The organism is Citrobacter sp. CK199, from assembly GCF_030333285.1.
Classification (GTDB): Bacteria; Pseudomonadota; Gammaproteobacteria; order Enterobacterales; family Enterobacteriaceae; genus Citrobacter_B; species Citrobacter_B koseri.
The window spans coordinates 46,385-73,024 of sequence record NZ_JAOWGF010000023.1; the positions used below are offsets into that span (position 1 = coordinate 46,385).

Genomic DNA, 26,640 nt, shown 5'->3' on the forward strand with positions numbered 1-26,640 from the left:
GATGCTGAAAGTATTATTGCTCTTTGTGTTGTTGATCGCCGGTATCGTCATAGGCCCAATGATCGCCGGTCATCAGGGCTATGTTCTGATCCAGACCGATAATTACAACATTGAGACCAGCGTAACGGGGCTGGTGATCATCCTGATCGTTATGATGGTCATTCTGTTCGCCATTGAGTGGCTGCTGCGACGCGTTTTCCGCACCGGCGCGCACACTCGCGGCTGGTTTGTCGGGCGTAAACGCCGCCGCGCACGTAAGCAGACCGAACAGGCGCTGCTTAAGCTGGCGGAAGGCGATTACCAGCAGGTTGAGAAGCTGATGGCGAAGAATGCCGATCACGCTGAACAGCCGGTGGTGAACTATCTGCTGGCCGCCGAAGCCGCGCAGCAGCGTGGTGACGAAGCGCGCGCTAATCAGCATCTGGAACGTGCCGCTGAACTGGCGGGCAATGACACGATTCCGGTGGAGATCGCCCGCGTACGTCTGCAACTGGCGCGCAACGAGAATCATGCGGCGCGTCACGGCGTGGATAAACTGCTGGAAGTTACCCCGCGTCATCCAGAAGTGCTGCGCCTGGCGGAACAGGCTTACATCCGCACCGGAGCATGGAGTTCGCTGCTGGACATCATCCCGTCAATGGCGAAGGCCAACGTCGGCGATGAAGAACATCGCGCCATGCTGGAACAGCAGGCCTGGATTGGGCTGATGGATCAGGCGCGAGCCGATCAGGGCAGCGAAGGATTACGCGAATGGTGGAAGAACCAGAGCCGTAAAACTCGCCACCAGGTTCCGCTGCAAGTGGCAATGGCAGAACATCTGATTGAGTGTGACGATCACGATATGGCGCAGCAGATCATCATCGACGGCCTGAAGCGCCAGTATGACGACCGCCTGGTTCTGCCGATCCCGCGCCTGAAAACCAACAACCCGGAGCAGCTGGAAAAAGTGCTGCGCCAGCAGATTAAAACCGTTGGCGATCGCCCGCTACTGTGGAGCACGCTGGGTCAGTCGTTGATGAAGCATGGCGAATGGCAGGAGGCTACGTTCGCTTTCCGCGCCGCGCTCAAGCAACGCCCTGACGCCTACGACTACGCCTGGCTCGCCGATGCGCTGGACCGGTTGCATCAGCCGGAAGAAGCGGCCACCATGCGCCGCGACGGTCTTATGCTGACCTTGCAGAACAATCCTCCGCAGTAATTCCCATTGCCCGGTGACGCTACGCTTACCGGGCCTGCCAGGTCACCGTAGGCCGGATAAAGCGAAGCCGCCATCCGGCAGTTTTCTCCCGCTTCCCCATAAAAAAACGCCTGCTCAAATGAGCAGGCGTCAAAACAGGTCTGTATGACAACATAAATGGGTGCTTCACTCAACGTTATGTCCATGGTGTTTGATGAGGCGTAAACGACATCTGTCTGTGGACGATAAGCACCGTAAACGGCTCTGCATCATTCCTGAGTTTATGAGGCACTAAGGCGAACATAAGAGATGGAATGAGCATCTACAGAGATATTATTGCACATTGCATGCCAGGATTGCACCGCCAAAAATAAGGATTCAGACTTTTTAACGTATCAGGCCATTCGCGGCTCTGCGGCGGTTTCTGCCAGCCTTCTTCGCCATAAAAATCCCCTCTTTGTCTCTGAACGGAGACAAATAACACGCAATACCAATAATTATTGATAAATCATGATGTTAGATGTCACCAGATAACGACAACAGAAGCCTGGAATGTCTCAACATTGCGACAGCGATACAGGGGATCGGGAAAGAAGAGGAAGAAGAGGTGAAAACAAAAAACCCCGCCGAAGCGGGGTTCAAAATTGGTCGGCGAGAGAGGATTCGAACCTCCGACCCACTGGTCCCAAACCAGTTGCGCTACCAAGCTGCGCTACTCGCCGATGTACTGCTTTTTTTGAATTTTTAGTTCAACTCTTTAAGTCGTGGTGCGAGGGGGGGGACTTGAACCCCCACGTCCGTAAGGACACTAACACCTGAAGCTAGCGCGTCTACCAATTCCGCCACCTTCGCATTTCACAACTTTTAATAATGGGGTGGCTAATGGGATTCGAACCCACGACAACTGGAATCACAATCCAGGGCTCTACCAACTGAGCTATAGCCACCACTGAAATCTTTTACGCGGTATTAAAACCACCGCAGCTCCAGCACCGGGTAAATGGTGCGCCCGACAGGATTCGAACCTGAGACCTCTGCCTCCGGAGGGCAGCGCTCTATCCAGCTGAGCTACGGGCGCTTAGCGCCGTTGCGGGGGTGGATAATACGGACTTCCCACCCCTCTGTCTAGTGCCTTTTTAAATAAAATGCGCGTTTGGTTACGCTTTGCGCGTTTTGCTGCTTATTCCCCCACCTTGTGGGCAGTTCCGGCGCGATTCAGGCCGAAAACCTTGTAGACGAGCGTGACGGCAAGCAGGAAGATGATGCCGACAAACAGCGACATACGGGTATCTTCATTCAAGTACATGCCAATTAAAACGCAAACCAGGAACGCCATCGTCAGATAATTCGCCCACGGGAACATAATAGAACGGAAAGGATGGCTGACCATCGCGTCTTTATGAGCACGACGGAAACGCAACTGGCTAATCAGGATCACGAACCACGGCACCATACCCGGCAATACGCTGGCGCTGTAGACATACACAAACACCCGCTGCGGGTTCGGAATAATGTAGTTCAGGCATGAACCAATCAGCAGAATCGCGATCGACAGCGCCACCCCGGCGACCGGTACGCCATGACGGGAGACTTTCGCCATCGCCGCCGGAAGCTGTCGGTTTTTCGCCAGGGCATACAGCATACGTCCGCAGCTATACATGCCGCTGTTACAGCCGGAAAGCGCGGCGGTCAGCACCACGAAGTTAATAATGCCCGCCGCAGCGGTAATCCCGATTTTGGCAAAAGTGAGTACAAACGGGCTGCCGTTACTGCCGATTTCGTTCCACGGGAAGATTGTCACGATAACGAAAATCGCCCCTACATAGAAAATCAGGATACGCCACAGTACCTTGCCTACCGCGCTGCGCAGCGTAACCTGCGGATTCTTCGCTTCACCCGCGGTAATGCCGATCAGCTCCACGCCCTGATAGGAGGCGACCACAATACACAACGCCGTCAGGAACCCTTTCCAGCCACCGGCAAAGAAGCCGCCATGTTCCGTCAGGTTGCCAAAACCGATCGCCTGGCCGCCATTGCCAAAGCCAAAGAAAATCACCCCCAGTCCGACCACAATCATCACAATGATGGTGGTGACTTTGATCATCGCAAACCAGAACTCGATTTCGCCGTACAGACGGACAGCGGCCAGATTAGCCAGCGCCACCAGCCCAACGGCGATCAGGGCGGGTATCCATTGCGCCATATCCGGGAACCAGAACTGCACGTATACCCCGATAGCGGTTATTTCCGATATCCCCACCGCCATCCACATAAACCAGTATGACCACGCGGTGAGATAGCCAAAGAAGGGGCTCATGTAACGGTGCGCATAAACGGCGAATGAGCCAGTAACCGGCTCCAGGAACAGCATTTCGCCCATTGAGCGCATGATGAAAAAGACGAACAGCCCGGCAACGATATACGCCAGCAGCACGGAGGGCCCCGCCCATTTCAGCGTACTGGCGGCACCCATAAACAGCCCAACGCCAATCGTGCCTCCAAGGGCGATCAATTCGATATGACGAGCTTCCAGCCCACGCTGTAGCTCCGGTTTTTTCTCTGCCATAAATCCTCTTGTCGTGTTTGCACTCGTTCCGGCGTTGTTGCCGGTTATTGTTATGGGTACATCAAGCGATGCGAATGGTTTCTTAAATTTGGCAAAATGGCAAATGAAGCATTAAAAAAATGCATGTTTTGTGTAAAAAAGGAGCAAAAATGTGGGAGGCGGGCAACGCATTAAGCAGAATGCGCTACCCGTAAGAAAAGCAGCGTTCAGAGATTGCCGGTGTAATGCCAGCGGAGATAGCGCAACAGACGCAGCTGGCGGGTGATACGGCTCGGCTGAGACAGCAGGCGATACAGCCACTCCAGCCCCAGCGTCTGCCACATTTTGGGCGCGCGTTTCACATGACCGGTAAAGACATCGTAGGTGCCGCCCACCCCCATATATAAGGCCTGAGGATGAATCACCCGACAGTCGCGCATCAGGATTTCTTGTTTCGGCGATCCCATCGCCACGGTCACAATCTTCGCCCCGCTGGCATGGATGCGCTCAAACAGCGCCTGGCGCTGCTCAGGTTTAAAATAACCGTCCTGGCTACCGACAATATTGACGTTCCACTGCGCACGCAGTTTTGCTTCCGTCTGCGCCAGCACCTCCGGCTTACCGCCGACCAGAAAAACAGGCGTCCCTTCTTTACCGGCGCGCGCCATCAGTTCTTCCCAGAGATCGGCCCCGGCCACCCGTGAAACCTGCGCCTGGGGGAATTTCTTACGCACTGAGCGCACGACGCTAATGCCATCCGCATATTTAAACTCGGCGGCATCAATCAACGCCCTGACTTCCGGGTCATCTTCTGCGGTCAGCATTTTCTCAGCATTGATCGCCACCAGCGTACCCTGCTTCATTTGCCCATCGGCAAACAGGTAATTCAGCGCATGTTGCATATCGCGCCAGCCAATCAGCTGCAATCCACGAAGTGAATAGAGCGGCGCTGTCGTGTTATCCGTCATTATTATCCTTCAACCTGAGTCTGCGGCTGCGGTTTCGCCCGTTGATGGACCAACCCGGCACAATCGAAAAGCCAGAACAAGAGTTTTGCCACCAGCAGGCAGGCACCAAAAATCACGAGGAAAAAGACCACTCGCGAGACAAAAGAATCCAGCCCTTCTCGCGCCAGAACAATCATATTGAAGATTGCGCCAAAGCAGAAACTGTGCAAAATCGCCGCCTTATAGCGATTCGTCTCGCGGTTGCCAAGCTCATACAGCCAGTCAAACCATTTGATAATCAGCCCAACCGCGACCGCCCCCAGAGGGATAAACAGCGCGCCGCCCATCACCACCAGCGAACCAATCAGCGTGGGGGAAATGGCGAGGCCAGAGTGGTTGTTCAGCACTTCCCAGGTAAAGTAGTTGGCTGAATTCAGCACAATGCCCGGACGCCCAGGCCACAGCCACGAAGGAATAAAGACATAAAAATCACGGACGATCGGCGCCAGTCCCTGGAAATCGATGTTGTCGTAGTTTTGCAACAGCAGCGCCAGGTTCTCCCACGGCGAGAAGGTATCGCGGGTCAGATACAGGAAAGTGTAAAACGCCTCATCGCCGCTCACGTTCAGCCCATAGCGCTTCAGCGCCAGCCAGAACATCCCGACAATTCCCAGCACACCCGCCGCCACCAGCATCCACAGCGAGATCCAGCCACGAATAATGCCGATAAACAGGAAGATGGCAAACGCGATAATAATGTTAGCGCGCGTGCCGCCAACAATCATGTAGGTCAGCAGGCCAAACGCAACGGTACTCACCAGGAAAAACAGCCACGCTTTACTGTCCTGGCGCAGGAAGTAGATCACCAGCATCGCCGGAATAAAGAAGTAGAAGAAGCGTTTCAATGCCACGCCGGAGACTTCGCTGGAGAAGATCTGGCTGTAAGAGTGCAGCCGGAACAGCAGGAACCCATTGTGCATAAAGAAGATGCCAACGCTCACCAGTGCAATCCCCATCAGCATGACCCAGGTAAGGTGAGTCTCCACCCGGTTCATGGTAAATAGCGGCTTGCGCGGCACATCCGTCACACGTTTACGTAAGCGGGTTTTATAGGTCACGTAATAAACGGCATAAAAACACGCGGCGGACAATAACGCCTGCAACAGGATTTCCGGCGGCGCCACGCCGACGTCAAAGCGGAACACCAGCACGCTGGTCAACGGGAAGCCGAAGAAAAAGGTCAGCAAAAACAGCAATGAAAAGAATACGTTGAAGTTAAAGCGCACGCGGCGAAACTCAAACCAGGTCAACGTGGCGATAAACAGCGTAGAGAGCAGCCAGACGACCAGTAACCCGCTAAATTGCATCAGGCTCATGCGGCGTCTCCTGCGGCAATGCGTAACGCGTTATGCCACGGTTCAAGGTAATTTGGGCTAAAGAAGGTGATCCCGCTTTTATCCACGGACGCCAGCTGCCGCTGCGCCTCACGAACCACGCCCTCATTAAGCGCGTCCGTCGTGAACAACACGGGCAGATGCTGTTCCGCCATATCCTGCCAGAACGGGTTCTCACGGTTAAGCACGCACGGGACACCGGCCTGGATAAGCAGGCACAACGTGCCGATTCCCTGCTGACGGGCAAAGATGAAATACCCGAGGTCGCACTGGCGAAGCAGCGCCAGATAGGCATCGAATTCCAGTTTTTCGCTGAGGATATGTAAATTTTCCGCACTGAACAGCGCCAGTCCCGCCTGACGGACTTCATCAATGTACGCGTCGTTATTGGCCGGATAGCCCATCGGCACGATCACATTTACCGTGTCGCCGAACTGCTGATACACCGCGCGTAACGCCGCAATATGTTCGTTACTGCGATCGCCGGAGTTACCCACCAGAACCGTCATTTTCCCTTCACGCGGACGATCGTTTGCCATGTTATTAAGCGAAGAGTCCATTCGCGTCGGGAAATAGAGCAGTTCACCACGCACGCGCGGGTGCTGACGGGCGAAATAGCTCAAATCACCACGAGTAGCGAAAACACAGCCCACTCGATTTTGCGCCATGCGACGAACGGGGTAAAACAGACGGAATTTCAGCCCACGGGAAACTTCATACAGATCCGCACCCCAGATGTGCCAGTAAAACTGCTCAGGTTTGATTCCGCCACTTAGCAGCGCCAGCCACAGGCTGGTATTGAACTGACCGTGGAAGAAGAAACGTTGCCGGCGATTGGCTTTCGCTTTGGCGATGACCGCCTCAGCCAGCGTTTTTTTCCCGGCGTAGAAACTCAGCGACAGAGCCGGGCAGCTTTCCCTGAGCCCCGCATCCTGACCTGCAACCATAAACACGCGCGCATGCTCGCTTGTCGCGGCCAGCGCATCATTGAAAAACCGCAGCACGGTTTGATTATGGTGAGGGATATCCGATCCCAGTACGTGAATCAGTACAGTCATGCCCGCCTACGCCAGAGTAAAAACACGCCACAACAGAGAGAGAAATAGACCACATAGGTGGCCATATACGCCTGTGCCGCCCCCAGCGCGCCATGCGCGGGGATCAGCCAGTGAGCGAATGCCGTCAACAAAATGAACTGGCTAATCTCAGCCAGAATATAAAACCGCAGCGACGCTTTTGCGATCACCAGATAGCCAAATACGTACGCGCCCACTTTCAGCACATCGCCCACCAGTTGCCAGGCGAACAGATCGCGCATGGCGGTGAATTTGGCGGAAAAGAGCAGCCAGATGGCGAAATCACGCAGCAGCCAGACCGTAAAACTCGCCGCCGCCACCGCAGGCAGAACAAATTTCAGCGATTTCACCACTTCGCGCGTAATCGCCTGCTTTTCGGTCAAACGCGACAGCGTTGGCAACAAGTACACGCTAAACGAGGCGGTAATAAATTGTAGATAGGCATCGGAAATACTGCTTACGCCCTGCCAGATACCAACATCATCCCAGCTGTAATGCGCCGCCAGCAGGTTTCGCATCATCACATAAGCCACCGGTAGCGTGACGGACGTAATCAGCGCCATCAGCGTAAATTTGCTGAGCTGTCCGGCAAGCCCTTTATCCCACGACGGTTTCAGGTAGCTAAGCGGGATCGCGCCGCGTTTAATCAGCATAATCGCCGCCGGGATCACCACCAGCGCAGGCACCAGCGCCAGACCCAGCAGCGCACCTTCATAGCCGCCCAGACGGTAGCAGCCATAGTAGGCAACAACTCCCACCAGGCTCCCCACAATCAGCGACAGCGCATTCCCGGCAGCGTCACGAAACCCTTTCATCAGCGCCAGCAGCAGGTTCGCCCAGGCGATCCCCATCTGCACCAGCGCCACTAAACGCACCAGCCCCTGGTAGTGGCTATGCCCAAACAGCCCTTGGCTAATGGGGGCCGCCGCCAGCACGAAGACCAGCGCCAGTAGCGTGGAGAACCCCATCACCATTGCGGATGAAGTGCCCACCACGTTACGCAACCGGGCAGGGTTATCATGATGCTGAGCGACATACTTCGTCACCCCGTTAAATATCCCGGCCCCGGCCAGCACGCCGAGCACGGTCACCATCTGGCGGAAGTTACCCGCCTGGCCGACGCCCGCAGGGCCAAACGACACCGCCAGCAGTTTTACGACCAGTAAGCCTGCGCCAATTTTCACCAGCGTACTGGCGGCCGTCCACAGGGACGCTTTCGCAAGCGACATATCAGGAGAAATAGTTCAGCAAGGTCGAAATCACCGTTCGCTGATTAACGGGAGACAGATTATAAAACAGCGGCAAGCGCAGCAGGCGCTCGCTCTCTTTGGTGGTGTACCGATCTTCGCCACGGAACTCGCCAAACTTGTCGCCTGCCGGACAATCATGTAGCGGGATGTAATGGAACACCGCCATGATTTCCGCTTCTTTCAGGAAGTTGATCAGCGCGCTGCGATCGGTAATATCCCGCAACTTGATATAAAACATATGCGCGTTGTGCCTACAGTCGTCCGGGATAGAGGGCAGGTCAATACGTCCCGCGCGCGCCAGCGGCGCCAGTGCGTCATAGTAGGTCTGCCACAGCGCCAGACGCTGTTGATTGATGCGATCGGCCGCTTCCAGCTGCGCCCACAGATACGCCGCCTGGAGATCGGACATCAGATAGCTGGAGCCGATATCCCGCCAGGTGTATTTATCCACCTGTCCCCGGAAGAACTGGCTGCGATTGGTGCCTTTTTCACGGATGATTTCCGCCCGTTCAATCAGGGAACGGTCGTTAATCAGCGTCGCGCCGCCTTCACCACCTGCCGTGTAGTTTTTGGTTTCGTGAAAACTGAAGCAACCGATATGACCAATCGTCCCCAGCGCACGGCCTTTCCAGGTCGACATCACGCCCTGCGCGGCATCTTCCACCACAAACAGATTATGACGCTTCGCAATCGCCATAATGGTGTCCATTTCGCAGGCGACGCCCGCGTAATGCACCGGGACAATGACACGCGTCTTGTCGGTAATCGCCGCTTCAATCAGCGTTTCATCAATGTTCATGGTATCCGGGCGGATATCGACGAAAATGATTTTCGCCCCGCGCAGCACAAAGGCGTTGGCGGTAGAAACGAAGGTGTAGCTTGGCATAATGACTTCATCGCCCGGCTGGATGTCCAGCAGCAATGCCGCCATTTCAAGTGACGCCGTACAGGATGGCGTCAGCAACACTTTAGCGCTGCCAAAACGTTGCTCCAGCCACTGCTGGCAACGGCGCGTAAAGCCGCCATCTCCGCAAAGTTTGCCGCTTCCCAGCGCTGACTGCATGTAATCGAGTTCGGTTCCCACCACCGGCGGCGCGTTAAATGGAATCATTTTGTCACCTGTATAACCAGTACGCGGTGCTTTCTACGTTGCCACCGCTCTGTATATAACGTTTAAGCGCGGCGGTGTTGCCCATCTGGGTCGCCACCCGCAATGTTGTCTTTCCGCGAGACTGCGCCCACGCGAGCGCCGCCTGCATTAATTCTGCTCCTGTGCCACGCCCGGCCAGCAGGCCGATGCGCGCATCGGTGTCGTTCAGTTCGCGCAGCGAGACAAACCCGCGAATATCGTTATTTGCCGCCCGGATAACCAGACACTGGTGATCGAAGGTGCCGCGCACGGCATTTTCAATCCACTGAGCATAAAAACGGGCGCTGGCGTCCGGCGCATACCACGGTGCGCGGAAACGGCTTTGCGCAAACGCGGCGGACGCCTGTTGACGTAACGCGGGAATATCAGCAATTTGTGCAATTTCCACGCCAGAAATACGTTCAATGCCAGCGACCGGCAGGCTGAAGTCGACTTCACCTTCTACCAGCGAAAACCCCAACTGTTGCAGCGCATCTAATTCATCCGTGCGCGCAGCAGAAATTTTCGCCTGCACGCGCGACCAGGGTTGCAATGCCTCTGGCGTTAACACCGGCGCGGCAGGGTCCACGCGAACAATGGCGCTATTGACGCCAAAGAACGTATTTTCCCACGTTAATGGTTCAATACTGGCGCGGACGGGCACGGAGTAGCTCCAGTAAATATTGGCCGTAGCCGGTTTTCGCTAAAGAACTGGCGGCGCGTTTTACGCCCTCGTCATCCAGCCAGCCGTTGCGCCAGGCGATCTCTTCCAGACAGGCGATTTTGAAGCCCTGGCGTTTTTCAACCGTCTGCACAAACGTGCTCGCTTCAATCAGGCTGTCATGGGTGCCGGTATCCAGCCACGCAAAGCCGCGACCGAGCAACTCAACCGTCAGCTTGCCGTCATTAAGGTACATCTGATTAATGGACGTAATCTCCAGCTCACCGCGCTCGGAAGGCTTCACGCGCTTCGCGTACTCTACTACCTTGCTGTCGTAAAAATAGAGACCGGTCACCGCCCAGTTTGATTTCGGCTGTTTCGGCTTCTCTTCCAACGAGACCGCGCGAAAATTGTCGTCGAACTCCACGACGCCAAAACGTTCCGGGTCCATAACCTGATAACCAAAAACGGTCGCCCCTTCGGTTCGCGCCGCCACATGACGCAATTTCGGGCTGAAACCCTGACCAAAGAAGATATTGTCGCCCAGTACAAGACAGGACGGCTCGCCGTTAAGGAATGTTTCACCAATGATAAAGGCCTGCGCCAGCCCATCCGGGCTGGGTTGTTCGGCATACTGCAACTCAATGCCAAACTCCGAACCATCGCCCAGCAGACGCTGAAAATAGTGCTTATCTTCCGGTGTGGTGATAATCAGGATTTCCCGGATACCCGCCAGCATCAGTACCGACAGCGGATAGTAGATCATCGGCTTGTCATAAATCGGCAGAAGCTGCTTCGACACGCCGCGCGTAATCGGATGCAGGCGGGTGCCAGAGCCGCCCGCCAGAATGATACCTTTCATGCGTTCCTCCTCCGGGTTTAGCCCTTCAGACCTAAACGTTCACCCTGATAGCTGCCATCCTGCACGGGCTTCCACCAGGCCTCATTCGCCAGATACCACTGCACGGTTTTCCGCATTCCGCTTTCAAAGGTTTCCTGCGGCGTCCAGCCGAGTTCACGCGCAATTTTCGCTGCGTCGATGGCATAGCGTAAATCATGGCCTGGACGGTCATCCACAAAAGCGATCAGGGAGCGATAATGCGCCACGCCCTGCGGTTTTTGTGGCGCAAGCTCTTCCAGCAGATCGCAAATCGTTTCCACAACCTCCAGATTCTTGCGCTCATTATGGCCGCCAATGTTATATGTCTCTCCCACTTCGCCCGCCGTCAGCACGCGATACAGCGCCCTGGCGTGATCTTCAACGTACAGCCAGTCGCGGATCTGTTGTCCATTGCCATACACCGGCAGCGGTTTACCCGCCAGCGCGTTCAGGATCATCAATGGGATCAGCTTTTCCGGGAAGTGGTAAGGGCCGTAATTATTGGAACAGTTAGTGACCAGCGTCGGCAGACCATAGGTGCGCAACCACGCGCGCACCAGGTGATCGCTGCTGGCTTTCGAGGCGGAATAAGGACTGCTCGGCGCATACGGCGTGGTTTCAGTAAAGAAATCATCCGTGGAATGCAGATCGCCATACACCTCGTCAGTGGAGATATGGTGGAAACGAAACGCTGATTTTTTCTCATCATTGAGCGTCGCCCAGTAAGTCCGGGCCGCTTCCAGCAGCGTGTAGGTTCCCACGATATTGGTTTCAATAAACGCAGCCGGGCCGTCGATAGACCGGTCAACGTGACTTTCCGCCGCCAGATGCATCACGTAATCCGGCTGGTACTGCTGAAAAACGCGGTCCAGCGATGCCCGATCGCAGATATCCACTTTCTCAAAGGCAAAGCGCTCATGCTGTGCAACTGGCGCCAGCGACATCAGGTTTCCGGCGTAGGTGAGCTTATCCACCACCACTACGGCGTCGGGGGTTTCATCAATGATGTGGCGCACAACGGCAGAGCCGATAAATCCCGCGCCGCCAGTGACCAGAATCCGTTTCATCAGCGCCAGACTCCTTTCGTATCCACAATGTAGCGTTGCCGCACGGCGTCGCCGTTAATCGCTTTAAACGGATGATGGTCAACCAGCATGACCAGCACATCCGCTTCCGCCAGCGCATTTTCCAGCGTGGCTAACGTGCAACGACCTTCCAGTTTTTTCGGCAACTGATGAATATTAGGCTCTACCACCAGCGTTTCACCGGCATGCCATTGCGCAATCTCCTGCGCAATGCCCATCGCCGGGCTTTCACGCAGATCGTCAATATTCGGTTTAAACGCCAGACCAAAGCAGGCGATTTTGATGTCGCTGGCGCGCTTATTCGTTGCCGTCAGGCAATCCGCCACTGCGGCTTTCACCTGCGCCACCACCCAGTGTGGTTTACCGTCGTTCACTTCACGCGCGGTACGGATCAGCCGTGCCTGCTGCGGGTTTTGCGCCACAATAAACCACGGATCGACGGCGATGCAGTGGCCGCCCACGCCCGGCCCAGGCTGGAGAATATTCACGCGCGGATGACGATTCGCCAGACGAATCAGTTCCCAGACGTTAATCCCCTGATCGGCGCAAATCAGCGACAGCTCGTTCGCAAAGGCGATATTGACGTCACGGAAGCTGTTTTCCGTGAGCTTACACATTTCGGCGGTGCGGGAATTAGTCACCACACACTCGCCTTCAAGGAAAATCTTGTACAACTCGCTGGCACGCGCGGAGCATACCGGCGTCATGCCGCCAATCACGCGGTCATTTTTGATGAGCTCCACCATAACCTGACCCGGCAATACGCGCTCCGGGCAGTAGGCAATGTTCACATCAGCCTGTTCCCCCGCCTGCTGCGGGAAAGTCAGATCCGGGCGCATTTCCGCCAGCCATGCGGCCATTTGTTCTGTCGCGCCCACCGGCGAGGTGGATTCGAGGATGACCAGCGCGCCTTTTTTCAGTACGGGAGCAATAGATTTCGCGGCCGCTTCGACATAAACCATATCGGGGTCGTGATCGCCCTTGAACGGCGTCGGCACGGCGATCAAGTACGCGTCGGCTGCTACCGGCGTTGTCGTGGCCCGGAGGAATCCGCCTTCAACCGCAGTTTTCACGACGCTATCCAGATCCGGCTCAACAATATGGATGGCTCCACGGTTGATGGTGTCCACCGCCTGCTGATTGATATCCACGCCAATAACGTGCTTTTGGCGAGAAGCAAAGGCCGCAGCCGTCGGCAACCCGATGTATCCCAGCCCAATAACAGAAATGGTCGTAAAACTCATAGCGATACCCGATTATTTTTTAACGCGTGTAAAATGCGGCCGCACGCCTGCCCGTCGCCATAAGGATTATGGGCGCGGCTCATGGTTTGATATTCATTTTCGTCGTGCAGCAAACGTGTGACTTCTTCCACAATACGGTGTGAATCGGTTCCCACCAGACGCACCGTGCCAGCGGTAACGGCTTCTGGCCGTTCCGTCATTTCGCGCATAACCAACACCGGTTTGCCTAATGACGGCGCCTCTTCCTGAATCCCGCCGGAATCGGTAAGGATCAGCCAGGCGTGGTTCATCAGCCAGACAAACGGCAGGTAATCCTGCGGCTCAATCAGTATCACATTTTCAACATGCCCCAGGATGCGGTTAACCGGTTCGCTGACGTTGGGGTTCAGGTGAACCGGATACACAATTTGTACATCCTGATTGGTAGCGGCTATCTCCGCCAGCGCATGACAGATTTGCTCAAACCCCCGGCCAAAGCTCTCACGGCGATGTCCGGTCACCAGGATCATTTTTTTATCGTCACACAGGAAAGGATACCGCTTTGCCAGTTCGGCGCGTAGCGTATCGCTGGCCAGTACGCGATCGCGCACCCAGATCAGCGCATCAATCACGGTATTGCCGGTGACAAAGATGTGGTTATCAGGGATCTGTTCCCGCAGTAAATTCTGCCGTGAATTTTCCGTCGGCGCAAAATGGTACATCGCCAGGCGACCGGTCAAGGTGCGGTTCGCCTCTTCAGGCCAGGGGGAGTAGAGATCGCCGGTTCGCAGCCCGGCCTCTACATGACCGACAGGGATACGCTGGTAGAAAGCCGCCAGACTGGTGGCGAGAGTGGTTGTCGTATCGCCATGCACCAATACGACATCAGGTTTAAAATCGGCAAGAATCGGTTTTAATCCTTCCAGGATTCGACAGGTAATCTCTGTCAGCCCCTGACCCGGCTGCATAATATTGAGATCGTAGTCAGGCACAATAGAAAAGAGATTCAAAACCTGATCGAGCATCTCCCGATGCTGCGCAGTAACGCAGACTTTTGCCTCAAAATGAGGGTCCTTTGCCAGCGCATGAACCAGAGGCGCCATCTTGATGGCCTCCGGTCGCGTGCCAAATACAGTCAGTACTTTCACATCGATTCTCTTCGAATAGGCAGTGAGGGCCTAACCCCTCACTGCTGAGATGTTGCTAAATCGCGCGACGGCGGGTTAATGCGACGCCAGCCCCGATCAGCGCCCCAACAATGCCCCACATAACCATCAGGAAAGCACGGCGCGGGCTATCGCGTTTTACCGGTTCTTCCGGCGTGCGCAAATAACGATAGGTCTGGAAACGCGGGTCCAGCGTCGGCCCCACGTTCAGCGTGTTCAACATGGCCCGGTTTTGATCATAGTCCAGATCGAATGCTGGACCGACAGCCTGAAGGTTTTCAAGACGCGCTTGTAGCATAGGGCGGCCAAGCAAAAACAGCTCAGAGTCGGGTAATTCATCGGCAGGAACATCGGTCGCCGTACGAGAAATATTATGCTGCTCGGCAATTTTGAGCGCCTGTTCAATGCTATGAACACGACGAGAGAAAATGCTTTTCGCCACCTCTTCCTGGCGTTTAACCTGCGCTTTCATCTGGATAGTCCGCGCGGCCCATGCACCCTTTAACTCATCATTCAGATGGCTCGCCGCACGCTGGCTGGCAAACGCCACATACTGGCGAAGCAGGTTGTTGGCATCGGGCGCCGTTTCCGCAATCAGTTTCACGCTATCATTGGTGTTGCGAGTGAAATCGCCTGGCGTGAACTGAATGTTATTGATCATTTCATCCAGCATCGCGGCATCGGCTTTGCTGTTGCCGACCATGCGCTGCTTGTAATAATCGGTCTGTAGCCAGAAATCGCGACGCGTATCCCAGGACGCCAGTTGCATGACGAACTCTTTATACGCTTCATCCATTACCGAAGGCTGATCGGCCGGCACGAGGCTGGCTTTGATATCAAGGTTGCGCAAAAACTGCTGTTGGGAGTAATAGCCGCCCAGCATATTGACGGTGGGGCGGTCGGAAATCGCCGTTGCGCTCCACTCCTGACGGGCAAAAAACGTATACGCTAACGCAATAAGCGCAAAGGCCAGCCCTGTTCCCACAATCCATAGCTTCCCAGCCCACAAGGTACGAAACAACCCACGAATATCCAGTTCATTTTCAGCGCTCACGGCGTGTGCCCCCGGTAATGGTTGTGTCATCGCATCCTCAATTTACTTGGTTATCGTTGGATTGTTATCACGGTTTCTGCGTAGTCTGCGCTTCACGCGCTTAATAAATCGCGCCACCTTCCAGGCACGCTTAATGCAGTAACCGTAAAGGAAGAATGCTAGCAAAAAGAGCACCAACATGACCCATTCTGGAACAAAATGGGAATATTCTGCGGCAACGCCAATGGAAGCCAGAATCGCAGCGGCGAGCGTAATGAGAACAAATGCCTGTCGGGAAGTAAACCCTGCACGCATGATCAAATGATGAATATGCTGGCGATCGGGAGAAAAGGGGCTCATGCCCTTACGCAGGCGACGATACATAATCGCCACCATATCCATTAATGGAATCGCAATAATCCACAGCGCAGTAACCGGGCTGATAGGATGCGTTTTACCCTGCGTGGTTTCCAGCAGGATCCAGATGACCGTGAAGCCAATCAGCGTACTGCCCGCATCGCCCATAAAGACTTTATAACGACGCCCCAGAACACCAAGGTTTAACATGATATAGGGCAGAATCGCGGCGATCATGGCGAAACACCATACCGCCAGACTCGTCTGCCCATCAAACCACAGAATCAGCCCCATTGCGGCAAATGAGACGCTGGACAGCCCGCCAAGTAAGCCATCAATACCATCAACCATATTGAAAGCATTGATCGCCGCCCAGACGGCAAAGAGCGTGAGGAAATAGCCAAAGGGGCCGAGTACCAATTCCCAGGGACCGAAAATATACCCCAGGCTACTGAGATGGAGTTTCCCTATCACCATCATGACAACAGCAATAGCGGCCTGTACCACAGCGCGAATTTTCACGCTAATGTCAAAACGATCATCCAATGCACCGACCAAAACCAGCACACCAGCAGAAAAAAGGTATAACGATGCGTGCGGAATATAGTAATCCGAGAGAGCAAACATAAAGCTGATTCCTGCGAACACAGAAATCCCGCCAACCAAAGGAACCACCCCCTGGTGCCGTTTACGAAAATTGGGTTTATCCACTAAACCTATCTTGATGGCTACTTTTCGCGCAAGAAAAATAAAAATAGTTGTGAATAAAAAAATACTGATTAGCTCAGATAAAGCAGCGAGTAAATTCACAGTGTATGTGCTCTCAGCATATATCATTTCCTTAAAGTATAATGCGTTACGTCTGTCTCTAGAAGAGAGCATTCAGAACATTACACTTTCGACCACTCGTAGTTTATACAGCCCACAGCAATTCCACATAATGAATGTGATGATGACTTGTTTATTTGACTAACAGATCAGATAAATCGCAAAAGAAAAACGCCACGTAAAAACGTGGCGTTTTCGGTATCAGCCGGACTTACGAGCGCTTCATCATGTCGAAGAAGTCGTCGTTGGTCTTGGTCATTGCCAGCTTGTTAATGAGGAATTCCATCGCGTCGATTTCACCCATCGGATGGATGATTTTGCGCAGGATCCACATTTTCTGTAGCTCTTCCTGAGTGGTGAGCAGCTCTTCTTTACGCGTACCGGAACGGTTGTAGTCGATAGCCGGGAAGACGCGTTTTTCAGCGATCTTACGGGAGAGGTGCAGCTCCATGTTACCGGTGCCTTTAAACTCTTCGTAGATCACTTCATCCATCTTAGAACCGGTGTCGATCAGCGCCGTTGCGATAATGGTCAGGCTGCCGCCCTCTTCCACGTTACGCGCCGCGCCGAAGAAACGCTTCGGACGGTGCAGGGCGTTGGCGTCCACACCACCGGTCAGGACTTTACCGGAAGCCGGAACCACGGTGTTGTAGGCGCGAGCCAGACGAGTGATGGAGTCGAGCAGAATGATGACGTCTTTTTTGTGTTCAACCAGACGCTTCGCCTTCTCGATTACCATTTCAGCAACCTGAACGTGACGGGATGCCGGTTCGTCGAAGGTGGAAGCAACCACTTCACCTTTTACCAGACGCTGCATTTCGGTCACTTCTTCTGGACGTTCGTCGATCAGCAGCACCATCAGTACGCAGTCAGGATGGTTGTAAGCAATGCTCTGCGCGATGTTCTGCAACAGCATAGTTTTACCCGCTTTCGGCGGTGCGACGATCAGACCACGCTGACCACGGCCAATCGGGGAAGCCAGATCCAGTACGCGAGCCGTTAAATCTTCAGTAGAACCGTTACCACGTTCCATACGCAGACGTGAGTTCGCGTGCAGCGGCGTTAAGTTCTCAAAGAGGATTTTATTACGGGCGTTTTCAGGTTTGTCGTAGTTAACTTCGTTAACTTTCAACAGCGCAAAGTAACGTTCGCCTTCTTTTGGCGGGCGAATCTTACCAGAAATGGTGTCACCAGTGCGGAGGTTGAAACGGCGGATTTGGCTGGGAGAAACGTAGATGTCATCAGGACCGGCGAGGTAGGAGCTGTCTGCAGAGCGGAGGAAACCAAATCCATCCTGCAATATCTCCAGCACACCGTCACCAAAGATATCTTCGCCACTCTTTGCGTGCTGCTTCAGGATGGCAAAAATAATGTCCTGCTTGCGCATACGAGCCAGGTTTTCCAGCCCCATATTTTCGCCGAGAGTGATCAGCTCAGAAACCGGCGTATTCTTTAATTCGGTAAGATTCATAATGGTGTGAGTTCTTAAACTTGGGGTAAATCTCGAACTTAATGTTGTGAATGGTATGGCAGGATCATCCATGCCTGTTTACGGCCACCAACTCATGTCTGTTCGCTGTCTGGTCACAGGAAAGTACACAGAACTGAAACGACAAGACGGATTGAGTGACAAGCCAGGAATCTGTTCACTTCTCGCGCGAGAAAAAACGGGAAGCGTTGGAAAAAACAAGACTCAAACTTAATAAGGTATGTTTAATACGAAGTCAACACTAAGTTAGCACGACTCAAGCCGGGCGTCCAGTCATCCGAATAATTTAGGATGCTGGTCACCCGAACATGAAACTTCCGTCTTACGCCAGGTTGGCGTCGAGGAACTCTTTCAACTGACCTTTGGACAGTGCGCCCACTTTGGTTGCTGCGACTTCACCGTTTTTGAACAACAGCAGGGTCGGGATGCCACGGATACCATACTTCGGCGCGGTGCCTGGGTTTTGGTCGATGTTCAGTTTAGCAACCGTCAATTTGCCCTGATATTCGTCAGCGATTTCATCCAGAATCGGGGCGATCATTTTGCACGGTCCGCACCACTCTGCCCAGAAATCAACGAGGATAGCCCCGTCCGCTTTGAGTACATCCGTGTCAAAACTGTCGTCAGTCAGGTGAATAATTTTATCGCTCATAATAACTCCACAGGAATAAGCCTGGTGTGTTGGTTTCGCCTTCATCAACGACGTGTTGATGTCGCATTAACCAACTAAAGGTTGACTTTATTTCACCGGATACGCTTTCGTAAAGCAATAGTAAGCTGATATTCTACCACACTATGAGCAAAACACATTTAACAGAACAGAAGTTTTCCGACTTCGCCCTGCACCCAAAGGTGATAGAAGCCCTTGAAAATAAAGGGTTTCATAATTGTACGCCCATTCAGGCATTGGCCCTCCCGCTAACGCTGGCGGGTCGTGATGTCGCAGGGCAGGCGCAAACCGGAACCGGAAAAACGATGGCGTTCCTGACGTCTTCGTTTCATTATCTTCTCTCTCATCCCGCGATTGACGATCGCAAGGTGAACCAGCCGCGCGCCTTAATTATGGCGCCGACGCGTGAGTTGGCCGTGCAGATCCACGCCGATGCGGAACCGCTGGCGCAGACCACCGGCCTGAAATTAGGCCTGGCCTACGGCGGTGACGGCTACGACAAACAGCTGAAAGTGCTGGAAAGCGGCGTCGATATTCTGATCGGCACCACGGGTCGTCTGATCGACTACGCGAAACAAAACCACATTAACCTCGGCGCCATTCAGGTCGTCGTATTGGATGAAGCCGATCGCATGTACGATCTGGGCTTTATTAAAGACATCCGCTGGCTGTTCCGCCGTATGCCGCCGGCCAATCAGCGTCTGAACATGCTGTTCTCCGCAACCCTCTCTTACCGTGTTCGCGAACTGGCGTTCGAGCAGATGAACAACGCCGAATATGTTGAAGTGGAACCGGAACAAAAGACAGGTCACCGTATTAAAGAAGAGCTCTTCTACCCTTCTAACGAAGAGAAGATGCGTTTGCTGCAAACGCTGATCGAAGAAGAGTGGCCGGATCGCGCCATTGTTTTCGCCAATACCAAGCACCGCTGCGAAGACATCTGGGGGCATCTGGCAGCTGACGGTCATCGTGTCGGCCTGTTGACCGGCGACGTTGCGCAGAAAAAACGTCTGCGTATTCTCGACGAGTTTACCCGTGGCGATCTCGATATCCTCGTTGCAACCGACGTTGCCGCGCGCGGTCTGCACATTCCGGCCGTAACGCACGTCTTTAACTATGACCTGCCGGATGACTGCGAAGACTACGTTCACCGTATCGGACGTACGGGTCGCGCAGGAGCGAGCGGTCACTCTATCAGCCTGGCCTGTGAAGAGTACGCGCTGAACCTGCCTGCCATTGAGGCTTATATTGGTCACTCTATCCCGGTCAGCAAATATAACCCGGAAGCGCTGATGACCAATTTGCCGAAGCCGTTGCGCCTGACGCGCTCGCGCCCAGGCAATGGACCGCGTCGCACCGGCGCGCCGCGTAATCGTCGTCGTTCAGGTTAACGTAATATATGCTCACTTCCACTTCGCTGTATGCCGCAATTGATCTCGGTTCCAATAGTTTTCATATGCTGGTTGTACGCGAGGTGGCTGGAAGCATCCAGACGCTCACGCGAATTAAGCGCAAGGTGCGTCTGGCTGCGGGCCTGAACAGTGATAATTCGCTTTCCGCTGAAGCGATGGAGCGCGGCTGGCAATGTCTGCGCCTTTTCGCTGAACGCCTACAGGATATTCCTCAACCGCAAATCTGCGTCGTCGCCACGGCAACGCTGCGTCTCGCCGTCAATGCGGGCGAGTTTATCGCCAAGGCGCAGGAGATCCTCGGTTGTCCTGTCCAGGTCATTAGCGGCGAAGAAGAAGCGCGGCTGATTTATCAGGGTGTTGCCCATACCACCGGCGGCGCCGATCAGCGTCTGGTGGTCGATATTGGCGGCGCCAGCACCGAACTGGTCACCGGAACCGGCGCACAAACCACCTCTCTGTTTAGCCTGTCAATGGGCTGCGTCACCTGGCTTGAACGCTACTTTACCGATCGTAATCTGGCGCAAGAAAACTTCGATGAAGCGGAAAAAGCCGCGCGTGAAGTGCTGCGTCCGGTCGCCGATGAGCTACGCAAGCATGGCTGGAAAGTCTGCGTAGGCGCGTCTGGTACCGTCCAGGCGTTGCAGGAAATCATGATGGCGCAGGGCATGGATGAGCGCATCACATTGGCGAAACTTCAACAGCTGAAGCAACGCGCAATTCATTGCGGCCGTCTGGAAGAGCTGGAAATTGAAGGGTTAACGCTGGAACGCGCACTGGTATTCCCCAGCGGTCTGGCCATTCTGATCGCGATTTTCACCGAACTGGACATCCAGTGTATGACGCTTGCGGGCGGAGCGCTGCGCGAAGGGTTGGTGTATGGCATGCTGCATCTGGCGGTGGATCAGGATATTCGCAGCCGCACGCTGCGTAACATTCAGCGTCGGTTTATGGTCGATACCGAACAGGCGCATCGCGTAGCGGATCTGGCGGTAAACTTTCTCGATCAGGTGGAAGATAAGTGGCATCTTGAGCCGATCAGTCGCGAACTCCTGACCAGTGCCTGTCAGCTGCATGAAATCGGCCTGAGCGTTGATTTTAAACAGGCGCCGCAGCACGCGGCTTATCTGGTGCGTAATCTGGATTTACCGGGATTCACCCCCGCGCAAAAGAAGCTGTTAGCCACCCTATTGTTAAATCAGACCAACCCGATCGACCTCTCTTCCCTCCACCAGCAGAATGCGGTGCCGCCGCGCGTCGCTGAACATCTTTGTCGCCTGTTGCGTCTGGCGATCATTTTTGCCAGCCGTCGCCGTGACGATCTGGTGCCACAGATTACGTTGCAGGCGCAGGATGAGAATCTGACGTTAACCTTGCCGCAAGGGTGGCTGGAGCATCACCCGCTGGGTAAAGAGTTGATCGATCAGGAAAGCCAGTGGCAAAGCTATGTCCACTGGCCTTTGGACGTTCATTAGATGCTGGCTGCCGGATGGCGCTTACGCTTATCCGGCCTGGAAAATACCTACTTCGCTTTTGCTTTCGCCATCATGGCGCGGATATTGGCTATGCTGGCCTGCCCTTTTTGCATCCGCTCCTCGGCCGTTACCACTTTACGCTCCTGCTCCCAGATAAGATCGTCCTGCGGCAGTTCCAGCAAAAAGCGGCTTGGTTCCGGGCGCACCAGTTCACCGTACTGACGACGCTCTTTGCACAGCGTGAAGATCAGCTCTTTCTGCGCGCGGGTGATCCCCACATAGGCCAGACGGCGCTCCTCATCGATATTGTCTTCGTCAATGCTGCTCTGGTGCGGCAGGAATCCTTCTTCCATCCCCACCATAAACACGTACGGGAACTCCAGCCCTTTCGAGGCATGCAGCGTCATGAGCTGTACCTGATCCAACTCTTCTTCACTTTCACCACGCTCCATCATGTCGCGCAGCGTAAAGCGCGTCACCACCTGGGTGAGCGTCATGGGTTCGTCAAGTTCGTTACCTTCAAGCATTTCGGTCATCCAGCTAAACAACTGGTTGACGTTCTTCATGCGCATTTCCGCCGCTTTTGGGCTCGGCGAAGTCTCATACAACCAGGATTCGTAATCAATACCGTGGATGAGATCGCGCACGGCGGCAATCGGTTCACGCTCCGACAGACGCTGAATTTCCCCCAGCCAATGGGTGAAGCGGGTCAGTGAATCATAGCCGCGCCCGGTCAGCGTCTGGTTCAGCCCCACATCAAAACTGGCGGTAAACAGACTCTTGTTGCGCGTCATCGCCCATTCGCCCAGCTTTTGCAGCGTGGCCGGGCCGATTTCTCGTTTTGGCGTATTCACAATCCGCAGGAAAGCGCTGTCATCATCCGGGTTGGTCAGTACGCGCAGATAGGCCAGCAGGTCTTTAATCTCCGGGCGGGAGAAGAACGACGTGCCGCCAGAAATTTTGTAGGGAATACGGTTCTGCATAAGGAATTTTTCAAACACCCGCGACTGGTGGTTCCCGCGATACAGAATGGCGTAATCCTTGTATTCAGTCTTATTCACAAAGTGATGGGCAATCAGCTCGCCGGTAACGCGTTCGGCCTCGTGTTCTTCATTGTTCGCGCTCAGCACCTTGAGTTCCGCGCCATAACCCAGTTCAGAAAAGAGGCGTTTTTCAAAGACGTGGGGGTTATTGGCAATCAGGATATTCGCCGCTTTCAGAATGCGCCCGGAGGAACGATAGTTCTGCTCCAGCTTGATCACCTGTAGCGCCGGGAAATCCTTACTCAACAACACCAGGTTTTGCGGACGCGCGCCGCGCCAGGAGTAGATCGACTGGTCATCATCACCCACCACCGTAAAGCGCGCGCGGCTTCCCACCAGCAGTTTCACCAGTTCATACTGACTGGTGTTGGTATCCTGGTATTCATCCACCAGCAGATAGCGAATCCTGTTCTGCCAGCGCTCGCGCACCTCTTCATTACGCTGTAGCAGCAGCGTCGGCAATAGAATCAGATCGTCAAAATCGAGCACATTGCAGGCCTTCAGATGCGCATCGTACAGACCATAACAGTGAGCGAAGATGCGGTCGCGCTCCCCTTTTGCGCTTGCCGCCGCCTGAGCGGGCGTCATCAGATCGTTTTTCCAGTTAGAGATCGCCGAGATCAGCTGTTGCAAGATAACTTTGTCATCTTCAATCAGACCGTCAGTTAGCTCTTTCAGCAATGCGACCTGATCGGTATCGTCAAACAGCGAAAAGTTCGATTTCATCCCCAACGCCGCATATTCACGTTTGATGATATCCAGCCCCAACGTATGGAAAGTGGAGATCATCAGCCCGCGCGCCTCTTTACTCCCCAGCGTTTGCCCGACACGCTCTTTCATTTCACGTGCCGCTTTATTGGTAAAGGTCACTGCCGCAATATGGCGCGCCTGATAGCCGCAACCACGAATCAGATGGGCGATTTTATTGGTAATAACGCGTGTCTTACCAGAACCCGCGCCCGCCAGCACCAGGCAGGGGCCGGTGACGAATTCGACAGCGTGTTGTTGGCCGGGGTTTAAACGCATGGGAATATTGCTCAATCTTCGAACGGGGGAAAGATTGTAGCAGAAAGCAGGGCCGAGGGAGTAACAGGCTGCCCTTTCAGACAGCCTGGAAAGCGTTAATCAGGTGGCGCTGGCGGCAAGCGGCGTATAGCCGTTGCGTTTTGCGCTCCGGATCCAGCTGTACGATCCCATAATCGCAATCGCCGTTAGCAGGACATACTCCAGCGACATCGCATAGACGCCCTGTACCGCGTAAATCACCACGCTAATGACGTCGATAAGCACCCACAGCAGCCAGTTTTCCACATATTTGCGAGTCATCAGCACCATCGCCGCAATTGACAGCACCAGCATGGTGGAATCCCAGAACGGGAACGCGTCCGGCTGTAGCTCTGGCATCGCCACCTGAACCCCTACCGTTTGCAGCATCCCGAGCATAATATGGGTCAGCATGGCGAACACCGGGTCGATAAACCGCGTCATCAGCAGGATGGCGACAATACACACACCACTCAGCACCAGCGTTTGCTGGCGGGAGAGCCAGCGCACCTTCAGCGCTGCCTCTTGCGCCTCATTCTGACGGCTCCACGCATACCAGCCATAGATATTGGCGGCAAAGAAGAACACCTGAAGCAGCAGGCTGGCATATAGCTGAATCTGGAAAAAGATCGCGGCAAACAGGGTGACGTTAATCAGACCAAACAGGTAATTGATGATTTTTTCCCGGCTGGCGCACCAGATGCACAATAAACCAAAGACCGTGCCGATAGCCTCAATCCACGACAGCGCATACCCGCCTTCGCCGAGAGGAATGTTGACCATCACGTTATTAATACTGAAAAAGTCCATCACTGCTCTCCTTGCTGGCTATCGAAATAAATGGCCTGTAGCGCCAGGGAAATCTGACGTTCTTCACCCCGCAGACACAGCGTTTCCTGTTGAACATAATCATTAATACTGCTGTCCAGACAGCCGTTGTGGGCAACGACCACGTTCAGCAACGACGCCGTACGCAGCCCACGTAGTGCGCCGACCACCATCAGCGCCGCCGTTTCCATATCCGCCCCGAGAATACCGCGCGCTGACCATTCCGCATCCAGTTCAGCTTCACGATCGGTATAAAAGCTGTCGTGGCTGCGCACCAGCCCGCAAATCGCAGGAATGTTCATCTGCTTCGCCTGCTGGATCAACGTGGCGATAAGCTGCGGGTCTGCGCAGGCCGGATAGCAGGCTGGCGCGTAGGTTTTGCTGGTGCCGTCATCGGCGACCGCACCGTTGGCGATAATCAGATCGCCCAGCGCCAGCGTATCCTGCAATGCCCCACAGCTACCGATGCGAATCAGCGTGTCTACGCCAATCTGCCGTAACTCTTCAATGGCAATGGCCGTTGATGGCCCGCCGATTCCCGTCGACAGCACCAAAATCTCAATCCCTTTATATGTGCCGCGCGCCGCCCGAAATTCCCGGTTTTGCCCCAGTATCTCAGGGTTATCAAGAAAGTGGGCGATCCTGTCCACCCGCTCGGGATCGCCGGGCAATAGCGCATACCGTGCACCGGTCATGCTATTGCTTAATCGAATATGGGGTTGCATCTTCTGTCTCCTTACTGTGCTGAGGGACTCAGATCTCCGCCTCCTGTTTCAGTTTTTCAGGGGCTAATAAGACGATCCGCTCACCGTCGGTATCAATAATTTTCAGCGATTTCAGATCGTGCAAAATACGGTTGATACTGCGCGTCGTCGCCGCAAATTCCTGACTGAGATTTTGTTTATCCAGCAAAATCGTGGTCGATTCATCATGTTGATATCGCTGCCATAATGCCTGGCAAACCCGTTGATACAGCGAGTACAAATTGTCGCTGCTGGCCTTTTTCGACAACTGATAATATTGCTGGCTGAAAAAGCGCAGCATCCGCTGGTTAAAATGGTTATCCAGCGCCAGCCAGCGATGAAAATCCGCCTGCGGCAGGCTTAACAACTGAACGCTGCCAACCGCCATCACCGAACAGATGTAATGCCGCGACTCAAAAATCTCCAGCTCGCCCAGCATGTCGCCTTTGCGGTAATGTGCCTGCCGATAACGGCGCCCGTCTTCAGCTTCGTAAAAGACATCCACCTCACCGGAAACAATCAGCGAGAATTGCCGACAAATGTCGCCCTGACGGCAAATCAGCGCTCCGCGAGGTATTTCCTCAACGCGCCAGCGCTGCATGATGTCCAGCGGGCAATATTTGAGCAGCTCATACAGCTGCGGATCGCGTACGATTTGGGTTAGCCCTGTCAGCCAGTCGCCTGAAAATTCTGCGTTTTTCATTGAGCTCATGTTATCTCTCTCCTGAGATGGAAAGACAGGACGGCTGTCCTGTTGCAGAGGGAATATGTCTGATAAAAGTGTCGTTCATCTCCCGGTTCATTAAACCCGGCGGGACATCTGTCCTGCGATGGCGAAGAGTATATGTCCGACGCCCTAAGGAATGATAAAGTGGCGGGCAACCTTTGAGACATGAGAGCGAAATAATGGCGAAAACCGCAGCAGCACTGCATATCCTGGTAAAAGAAGAGAAGCTGGCGCTGGATCTTCTGGAACAAATCAAGAATGGCGCCGACTTCGGCAAACTGGCGAAAAAGCACTCTATCTGCCCGTCAGGCAAAAGAGGCGGTGACTTAGGTGAGTTTCGTCAGGGCCAGATGGTTCCGGCGTTCGACAAAGTGGTCTTCTCCTGCCCGGTGCTGGAGCCAACCGGCCCACTGCACACCCAGTTCGGATACCACATCATTAAGGTGCTGTATCGCAACTAA

At 54.3% G+C, this 26,640-nt stretch carries 24 protein-coding genes and 4 tRNA genes; 4 read left to right on the forward strand and 24 right to left on the reverse strand.

Going from position 1 to position 26,640, the window contains the following annotated elements; all coding sequences use genetic code 11:
• The first annotated feature begins 1 nt into the window (after position 1).
• On the forward strand, positions 2 to 1,198 hold the full coding sequence (gene hemY / locus OGX75_RS03990; RefSeq protein WP_047460000.1) for a protoheme IX biogenesis protein HemY: 1,197 nt from the start codon (positions 2 to 4) through the stop codon (positions 1,196 to 1,198).
• Positions 1,199 to 1,822: 624 nt separating this feature from the next.
• Here hemY and OGX75_RS03995 read toward each other — a convergent pair.
• From OGX75_RS03995 to trxA, 20 genes are all read right to left on the reverse strand, one after another.
• Positions 1,823 to 1,899: transfer RNA gene (locus tag OGX75_RS03995), tRNA-Pro, on the reverse strand.
• A 43-nt stretch (positions 1,900 to 1,942) separates the two neighbouring features.
• Positions 1,943 to 2,029: transfer RNA gene (locus OGX75_RS04000), tRNA-Leu, on the reverse strand.
• A gap of 19 nt (positions 2,030 to 2,048) precedes the next feature.
• Positions 2,049 to 2,124, reverse strand: a tRNA-His gene (locus tag OGX75_RS04005).
• Between the two features lie 54 nt (positions 2,125 to 2,178).
• Positions 2,179 to 2,255: transfer RNA gene (locus OGX75_RS04010), tRNA-Arg, on the reverse strand.
• Between the two features lie 102 nt (positions 2,256 to 2,357).
• Positions 2,358 to 3,743, reverse strand: coding sequence for a bifunctional threonine/serine APC transporter ThrP (gene thrP, locus OGX75_RS04015; protein WP_199972392.1), 1,386 nt, complete (start codon positions 3,741 to 3,743; stop codon positions 2,358 to 2,360).
• A gap of 206 nt (positions 3,744 to 3,949) precedes the next feature.
• Positions 3,950 to 4,690: a lipopolysaccharide N-acetylmannosaminouronosyltransferase gene (gene wecG / locus OGX75_RS04020; RefSeq protein WP_012131145.1), complete on the reverse strand. Its 741-nt coding sequence runs from the start codon at positions 4,688 to 4,690 to the stop codon at positions 3,950 to 3,952.
• A gap of 2 nt (positions 4,691 to 4,692) precedes the next feature.
• Positions 4,693 to 6,045 (reverse strand): ECA oligosaccharide polymerase, encoded by a 1,353-nt coding sequence (wzyE, locus tag OGX75_RS04025; RefSeq protein WP_012131144.1) that lies wholly within the window; start codon positions 6,043 to 6,045, stop codon positions 4,693 to 4,695.
• A complete protein-coding gene (locus tag OGX75_RS04030) occupies positions 6,042 to 7,121 on the reverse strand; it encodes a TDP-N-acetylfucosamine:lipid II N-acetylfucosaminyltransferase (RefSeq protein WP_248623318.1) in 1,080 nt (359 codons plus the stop codon). Before OGX75_RS04030 ends, wzyE begins: the two co-directional genes overlap by 4 nt.
• Positions 7,118 to 8,368 (reverse strand): lipid III flippase WzxE, encoded by a 1,251-nt coding sequence (wzxE, locus tag OGX75_RS04035; protein ID WP_049009038.1) that lies wholly within the window; start codon positions 8,366 to 8,368, stop codon positions 7,118 to 7,120. Before wzxE ends, OGX75_RS04030 begins: the two co-directional genes overlap by 4 nt.
• Position 8,369: 1 nt before the next feature.
• Positions 8,370 to 9,500, reverse strand: a complete 1,131-nt coding sequence (rffA, locus tag OGX75_RS04040) for a dTDP-4-amino-4,6-dideoxygalactose transaminase (RefSeq protein WP_049009039.1) — start codon at positions 9,498 to 9,500, stop codon at positions 8,370 to 8,372.
• A 4-nt stretch (positions 9,501 to 9,504) separates the two neighbouring features.
• Positions 9,505 to 10,182: a dTDP-4-amino-4,6-dideoxy-D-galactose acyltransferase gene (gene rffC, locus OGX75_RS04045; protein ID WP_286451068.1), complete on the reverse strand. Its 678-nt coding sequence runs from the start codon at positions 10,180 to 10,182 to the stop codon at positions 9,505 to 9,507.
• Positions 10,160 to 11,041, reverse strand: coding sequence for a glucose-1-phosphate thymidylyltransferase RfbA (gene rfbA / locus OGX75_RS04050; protein WP_012131139.1), 882 nt, complete (start codon positions 11,039 to 11,041; stop codon positions 10,160 to 10,162). The genes rffC and rfbA overlap by 23 nt, the downstream gene beginning before the upstream one ends.
• A gap of 17 nt (positions 11,042 to 11,058) precedes the next feature.
• Complete coding sequence (gene rffG / locus OGX75_RS04055) at positions 11,059 to 12,126, reverse strand: dTDP-glucose 4,6-dehydratase (RefSeq protein WP_049009044.1); 1,068 nt, start codon at positions 12,124 to 12,126, stop codon at positions 11,059 to 11,061.
• Positions 12,126 to 13,388 carry a UDP-N-acetyl-D-mannosamine dehydrogenase gene (gene wecC / locus OGX75_RS04060; RefSeq protein WP_012131137.1) on the reverse strand — a complete coding sequence of 421 codons (1,263 nt, stop codon included), beginning with the start codon at positions 13,386 to 13,388 and terminating at the stop codon, positions 12,126 to 12,128. Before wecC ends, rffG begins: the two co-directional genes overlap by 1 nt.
• Complete coding sequence (gene wecB / locus OGX75_RS04065; RefSeq protein WP_012131136.1) at positions 13,385 to 14,515, reverse strand: non-hydrolyzing UDP-N-acetylglucosamine 2-epimerase; 1,131 nt, start codon at positions 14,513 to 14,515, stop codon at positions 13,385 to 13,387. Before wecB ends, wecC begins: the two co-directional genes overlap by 4 nt.
• A gap of 55 nt (positions 14,516 to 14,570) precedes the next feature.
• The gene (gene wzzE, locus OGX75_RS04070) at positions 14,571 to 15,617 is read right to left on the reverse strand and encodes an ECA polysaccharide chain length modulation protein (RefSeq protein WP_286451069.1); all 1,047 of its coding nucleotides are present in this window, start codon (positions 15,615 to 15,617) and stop codon (positions 14,571 to 14,573) included.
• 12 nt (positions 15,618 to 15,629) lie between these two features.
• Positions 15,630 to 16,733 (reverse strand): UDP-N-acetylglucosamine--undecaprenyl-phosphate N-acetylglucosaminephosphotransferase, encoded by a 1,104-nt coding sequence (wecA, locus tag OGX75_RS04075; RefSeq protein WP_024130098.1) that lies wholly within the window; start codon positions 16,731 to 16,733, stop codon positions 15,630 to 15,632.
• Between the two features lie 229 nt (positions 16,734 to 16,962).
• Entirely contained in the window at positions 16,963 to 18,222 is a 1,260-nt protein-coding gene (rho, locus tag OGX75_RS04080; RefSeq protein WP_002437993.1) for a transcription termination factor Rho, read from the reverse strand.
• Positions 18,223 to 18,300: 78 nt separating this feature from the next.
• Positions 18,301 to 18,393 carry a rho operon leader peptide gene (locus OGX75_RS04085; RefSeq protein WP_223849128.1) on the reverse strand — a complete coding sequence of 31 codons (93 nt, stop codon included), beginning with the start codon at positions 18,391 to 18,393 and terminating at the stop codon, positions 18,301 to 18,303.
• 169 nt (positions 18,394 to 18,562) lie between these two features.
• Positions 18,563 to 18,892 (reverse strand): thioredoxin TrxA, encoded by a 330-nt coding sequence (trxA, locus tag OGX75_RS04090; RefSeq protein ID WP_001280776.1) that lies wholly within the window; start codon positions 18,890 to 18,892, stop codon positions 18,563 to 18,565.
• A 143-nt stretch (positions 18,893 to 19,035) separates the two neighbouring features.
• Here trxA and rhlB point away from each other — a divergent pair, with 143 nt between their 5' ends.
• Together rhlB and gppA are read left to right on the forward strand one after the other, a co-directional pair.
• On the forward strand, positions 19,036 to 20,301 hold the full coding sequence (gene rhlB / locus OGX75_RS04095) for an ATP-dependent RNA helicase RhlB (RefSeq protein ID WP_012131132.1): 1,266 nt from the start codon (positions 19,036 to 19,038) through the stop codon (positions 20,299 to 20,301).
• Positions 20,302 to 20,309: 8 nt separating this feature from the next.
• Positions 20,310 to 21,794 carry a guanosine-5'-triphosphate,3'-diphosphate diphosphatase gene (gene gppA / locus OGX75_RS04100; RefSeq protein ID WP_012131131.1) on the forward strand — a complete coding sequence of 495 codons (1,485 nt, stop codon included), beginning with the start codon at positions 20,310 to 20,312 and terminating at the stop codon, positions 21,792 to 21,794.
• A gap of 47 nt (positions 21,795 to 21,841) precedes the next feature.
• On the opposite strand, the gene rep is transcribed toward gppA, so the two are convergent.
• From rep to OGX75_RS04120, 4 genes are all read right to left on the reverse strand, one after another.
• On the reverse strand, positions 21,842 to 23,863 hold the full coding sequence (rep, locus tag OGX75_RS04105) for a DNA helicase Rep (RefSeq protein ID WP_286451071.1): 2,022 nt from the start codon (positions 23,861 to 23,863) through the stop codon (positions 21,842 to 21,844).
• Between the two features lie 99 nt (positions 23,864 to 23,962).
• A complete protein-coding gene (gene pnuC / locus OGX75_RS04110; protein WP_286451072.1) occupies positions 23,963 to 24,691 on the reverse strand; it encodes a nicotinamide riboside transporter PnuC in 729 nt (242 codons plus the stop codon).
• Entirely contained in the window at positions 24,691 to 25,434 is a 744-nt protein-coding gene (locus OGX75_RS04115) for a nucleoside phosphorylase (protein WP_047460034.1), read from the reverse strand. Before OGX75_RS04115 ends, pnuC begins: the two co-directional genes overlap by 1 nt.
• Before the next feature lie 28 nt (positions 25,435 to 25,462).
• Positions 25,463 to 26,164, reverse strand: coding sequence for a Crp/Fnr family transcriptional regulator (locus tag OGX75_RS04120; RefSeq protein ID WP_024130094.1), 702 nt, complete (start codon positions 26,162 to 26,164; stop codon positions 25,463 to 25,465).
• A 194-nt stretch (positions 26,165 to 26,358) separates the two neighbouring features.
• On the opposite strand from OGX75_RS04120, the gene ppiC reads away from it, so the two are divergent.
• Positions 26,359 to 26,640: a peptidylprolyl isomerase PpiC gene (ppiC, locus tag OGX75_RS04125; protein WP_001140251.1), complete on the forward strand. Its 282-nt coding sequence runs from the start codon at positions 26,359 to 26,361 to the stop codon at positions 26,638 to 26,640.